At 71.6% G+C, this 4,091-nt stretch carries 6 protein-coding genes; 4 read left to right on the top strand and 2 right to left on the bottom strand.

The window, feature by feature from the left end:
- The 4 genes from GT042_RS12220 to GT042_RS12205 form a co-directional block, all read left to right on the top strand.
- Nucleotides 1-435 (top strand): HRDC domain-containing protein (locus tag GT042_RS12220; protein WP_237530733.1); only part of this gene is annotated, 435 nt, incomplete at its 5' end.
- 237 nt (nucleotides 436-672) lie between these two features.
- Complete coding sequence (locus tag GT042_RS12215) at nucleotides 673-978, top strand: hypothetical protein (RefSeq protein WP_161308745.1); 306 nt, start codon at nucleotides 673-675, stop codon at nucleotides 976-978.
- A gap of 172 nt (nucleotides 979-1,150) precedes the next feature.
- Nucleotides 1,151-1,522 (top strand): WhiB family transcriptional regulator, encoded by a 372-nt coding sequence (locus GT042_RS12210; RefSeq protein WP_161308744.1) that lies wholly within the window; start codon nucleotides 1,151-1,153, stop codon nucleotides 1,520-1,522.
- Nucleotides 1,519-1,845, top strand: coding sequence for a hypothetical protein (locus GT042_RS12205; RefSeq protein ID WP_161308743.1), 327 nt, complete (start codon nucleotides 1,519-1,521; stop codon nucleotides 1,843-1,845). Before GT042_RS12210 ends, GT042_RS12205 begins: the two co-directional genes overlap by 4 nt.
- A gap of 89 nt (nucleotides 1,846-1,934) precedes the next feature.
- On the opposite strand, the gene GT042_RS12200 is transcribed toward GT042_RS12205, so the two are convergent.
- Together GT042_RS12200 and GT042_RS12195 are read right to left on the bottom strand one after the other, a co-directional pair.
- Entirely contained in the window at nucleotides 1,935-3,302 is a 1,368-nt protein-coding gene (locus GT042_RS12200) for an AarF/ABC1/UbiB kinase family protein (protein ID WP_161308742.1), read from the bottom strand.
- 34 nt (nucleotides 3,303-3,336) lie between these two features.
- Nucleotides 3,337-4,091, bottom strand: a 755-nt coding sequence (locus tag GT042_RS12195) for a TOMM precursor leader peptide-binding protein (RefSeq protein ID WP_161308741.1), incomplete at its 5' end; no start/stop codon positions are given.

The following is a 4,091-nucleotide window of genomic DNA, read 5'->3' as shown; positions in this document are numbered from 1 at the left end:
GGCAGCCGGCGCGCGGGGGCGCCTGCCGCGGGCGGGTCCTTCGAGCGCGCCGGCGCGGGCGCGGGCGTGAGCGGGGCTGTGGGCGCGCGGCGCAAGCGGCGCGGCCCGGTGCTCTGCCGGGTGTGCGGGAAGACCCTCACCGACGCGGGCGAGATGAAGCTGACGCGCTGCGAGGACTGCCCGTCGGACATGGACGAGGCGCTGTACGAGCGGCTGCGCGACTGGCGCGCCGGTCAGGCCAAGCTGCTGGGCCAGCCGGCCTATTGCGTCTTCACCGACAAGACCCTCATGGCGATCGCCGAGGCGGTGCCGGGCAGCGAGGGGGAGTTGACCGGGATCGCCGGCGTCGGCGGCCGCAAGCTGGACCGGTTCGGCGCCGATGTTCTGGCCATCTGCGCAGGTGGCGAGGTTGCGGGCGGGGCGGAGGACGCGTGAGCGAAAATCGACGGGAAAATAGTTTGCGCCCGCCCCGGGAATCCCCATAGGTTCTTAACCACGGGAACGAGAGCTTCACGAAGCTCTCTCCCCGTGCTCTACTTGTCCATACGCATGACCGGCTCCGGCCGGTCCCAGAGACGCCGAGAGGAGGCGATTCCAGTGTCCACGATTTTTGAGACCAAGACCGGTACCACCGTTGTCAACACCGAAGGCTCGGTTGTCAGCACCGTCAAAATGACCGGCCTGCTGGTCGCCTCCGTGTGCTCGCTCGACGTGTCGCGTATCGAACTGAACGGCAATGGTCTGCCCGGCGTCTCCTCCGTCGTGCCCTCCGTCGGCTTTGCGGGTCTTCCCGTCCGGCCGGTGGCACGCGATGAGCGACCGATCGAGGCACTGGAAGCAGGAGCGGCAGCGGTGGAGGCCCAGGCCTACACCTACGCGGCGGCCAGTGCCGAGACCGGACGGCAGACGAGCAAGACGACCCAGCACCACAAGATGTGGGCCTTCCGTGGGCCTGAACCCTGGAGTGATCCAGCCTGATCCACCATCAGGCCGGCGCCTTCAGGGCCGCGGAACCCCACCCGGGATCCGCGGCCCTTCTGTTTGTCCCGAACGGGACGGGCGGAGCGAAGGGGCCTCGGGATTGAGAACAACAGGTACCAGCCGCAGCCCGGCCGACCGGCCGGAACGACCAGACGAGGAATCACACCCCGTGCAACTCGAAGCGCACGCCCCGTCCGTACCGCCTTCCGAAACGATCCCCCCGCCCTGCCTCACGGAGGACTCCACCTTGATCCCCCTCACCGCGCTCACCGCGCTCGACGACGCCATCGAGAACCTCGGCGTACCCGTTCCATGCCGTGCCTACGACCCGGAGGTCTTCTTCGCGGAGTCCCCCGCCGACGTCGAGTACGCCAAGGCGCTCTGCCGCACCTGCCCGCTGGTCGAGGCCTGCCTCGCCGGGGCCAAGGAGCGCCGGGAGCCCTGGGGCGTCTGGGGTGGCGAGCTCTTCGTCCAGGGCGTGGTCGTGGCCCGCAAGCGGCCCCGCGGCCGTCCGCGCAAGAACCCGGTCGCAGCGGCATGACCATCAGCGGAACCATCGACCGTCCCTACACGCACGATCCCAAGAAGCAGGCTCCGATGACCTCTTCCCTGCGTGAGCCCACCGGCTCCGCCGCCCCAGCCGTCAGCAGCAGCACCGACGCGGACGACTCGCGTCAGAACAGGACCCGCGAAATGCAACTCATCCCAGAAGCCATGGCTCGTGTCCATATGGCGGACCGCCTGCGCGAAGCCGACGCGGAACGCCGGGCCGTGCGCCTGGTCGCCGCCCGCCGGATGCAGCGCCGCGCCGAGCGCGTCTCGATGCGCGCCCGCCGCGCGCTGGCCATGGCGGTCATGCAGTAACCGTCCCACCGCCGCACGGCACCTCGGTGCTCGGTGAGTCCCAGAAAAACGGGGGGCCGGTCCTCAAGGACCGGCCCCCCGTCGTCTTGTCAGGTCTGGTCCGCCCCGTCCTCTTCTTCCTCGTCCGGCAGGAAACCGGGCAGCCAGTCCTCCAGCTCGTCCCGCAGCCGCACCGTCGCGTTCAGCTGGCAGAGCACACCGATCGTGCTCAGCGTGACGCGGTGGATCAGCAGATAGGCCGGCGGCAGGTTCAACTGCCTGCCCAACTGGTGGGCGGGCGACCGGGGATCGGCGATCCGCGCGGCCTGGTTGCGCATCCAGCTCCGGGTGAACGTGAACTCGTCCACCGCGGCCGGCTCGATGATCGGCAGCAGATAGTCCAGCACCGCGTCCGGGTCGAGATCGATGGACTCCTTGACGAACCCGTCCTCGCGCAGCAGGTCGTACACCCCCTCCGCGTCGCCCTCCAGCGTCATCCGCAGCGCGTAGCCGATGGTGTCGGGCAGCCCGCCGGGCAGCCGGTCGACCGTCCCGAAGTCGAGCACCCCCAGCCGGTACTCGCCGTCCTCCACACCCTCGTCCGGGGGCAGCAGCCGGAAGTTCCCCGGATGCGGGTCCGCGTGCAGCAGACCCGTACGCGCCGGGCCCGAGAAGAGGAAGCGGGCCAGCAGCTGGCCGGCGCGGTCCCGCTCCTCCGCGGAACCACCCGAGATCACGTCCGCCAGCGGCTTCCCGTCGATCCACTCGGTGACCAGCACCTGCTCGCTCTGGTGCACCACGTCGGGCACCAGCACATCGGGATCGTCCGCGAACTCCGCCGCGTGCTCCCGCTGCGACTCGGCCTCCAGCGCGTAGTCCAGCTCCTCGGAGACCCGGTCGCGCATCTCGCTGATCAGCGGCTTCATGTCCATGCCGGGGATCAGCGGGCCCAGCAGCCGGACGAACCGGCTCAGCTGGGTCAGGTCCGACAGCAGGGCCTCCCCGGCCCCCGGATACTGCACCTTGACCGCGACGACCCGGCCGTCGTGCCACACCGCGCGGTGCACCTGCCCGATCGACGCCGCCGCCGCGGGCTTCTCCTCGAACTCCAGGAACAGCTCGCGCCAGTCCTCGCCCAGCCGCTCGGCCAGCACGGCGTGCACCGTACTGCTCGGCATCGGGGGCGCCGCCTCCTGGAGCTTGGTGAGCGCCGCCCGGTACGGCCCGGCGACCTCCTCGGGCAGCGCGGACTCGAAGACGGACAGCGCCTGCCCGAACTTCATCGCACCGCCCTTCAGCTCCCCGAGGACCTTGAAGAGCTGGTCCGCAGTGCGCTGCTGCAACTCCTTGGAGACGATCTCCGCGGATTTCCCGCCGATCCGTCTGCCCAGGCCCCAGGTGGCCCGTCCCGCGAAACCGATGGGCAGCGCCGCCAGCTTCGCGGTGCGGGTGACCGCCTTCCGGGGAAGATCAGACATCAAGCCCTCCAGACAGCCGTGCCGCGAACGTCGGTTACCCCGTCATTGTGTCCTGCTGTGGCAAGGCTTCCGCCAGGCGCTCCCCCTCGCGTCTCCCGGCGGCCCCGCAGCGGCACTCCGGATGGGGTGCCGTCCGCCGCGACCGCCAGTCGAGCTGGGGAAGTGACACCTCCCATCGTGCACCCGTCGTGGCGGGTAGTTCACCATCCAGGAACGACAAGGCGTGCGCCGCCGCCAGCCCCGCCACCGTCGTGGCCAGTCCGACGTCGCAGGCCTGCGCCCCCGTGGCCCCCCGCCCGGACCGCCACTGGGCCAGCAGCCGGGGCCACCCCGGGTCCCGGTCCGCCCGCTCCAGGGCCAGGCAGCCCGCGCACGCCGAACCGCCCGGCAGCACCAGCGGGCCCACCACCCCCGTGGCCTCGATCACACCCGCGTACAGATGCGGGGTCCCCGAGGACATCCACGTCTCCGCCACCACCGGATCGGGCGCGTGGACCGCCAGGCCGTCGCGCGGCGTCACGACCACCAGGGCCAGCGGCGGCTCCCCGCCGGCCGACCACCGCGCCCGCTCCGCCTCCCTCGGCGCCCGGCCCGGTGCCGACCGCCGCACCAGCTGCCGGGCCGCCGTGTCCCTCCGTTCCCCCACGGACGCGTACGGCAGCCCGCCCGGCGCCACATCGCCCTCTTGGACGAAGCCGCCCTCCAGCACGTCGACCCGCCCCACCCCGGCCGCCGAGAGCACCGCCGCCACGGCCGACCCGACCCGCCCGGTGCCCCGGACCTGGACAC

It is taken from the genome of Streptomyces sp. SID3212, from assembly GCF_009865405.1.
Taxonomy (GTDB): Bacteria; Actinomycetota; Actinomycetes; order Streptomycetales; family Streptomycetaceae; genus Streptomyces.
Note: the sequence above shows the minus strand (reverse complement) of the source record. Positions and strands in the feature narration are given on the sequence as shown.

Coding starts and splice junctions, on each gene's coding strand:
- GT042_RS12215 (WP_161308745.1), top strand. CDS start 673: ATGACCGGCCTGCTGGTCGCCTCCGTGTGCTCGCTCGACGTGTCGCGT.
- GT042_RS12205 (WP_161308743.1), top strand. CDS start 1,519: ATGACCATCAGCGGAACCATCGACCGTCCCTACACGCACGATCCCAAG.
- GT042_RS12200 (WP_161308742.1), bottom strand. CDS start 3,302: ATGTCTGATCTTCCCCGGAAGGCGGTCACCCGCACCGCGAAGCTGGCG.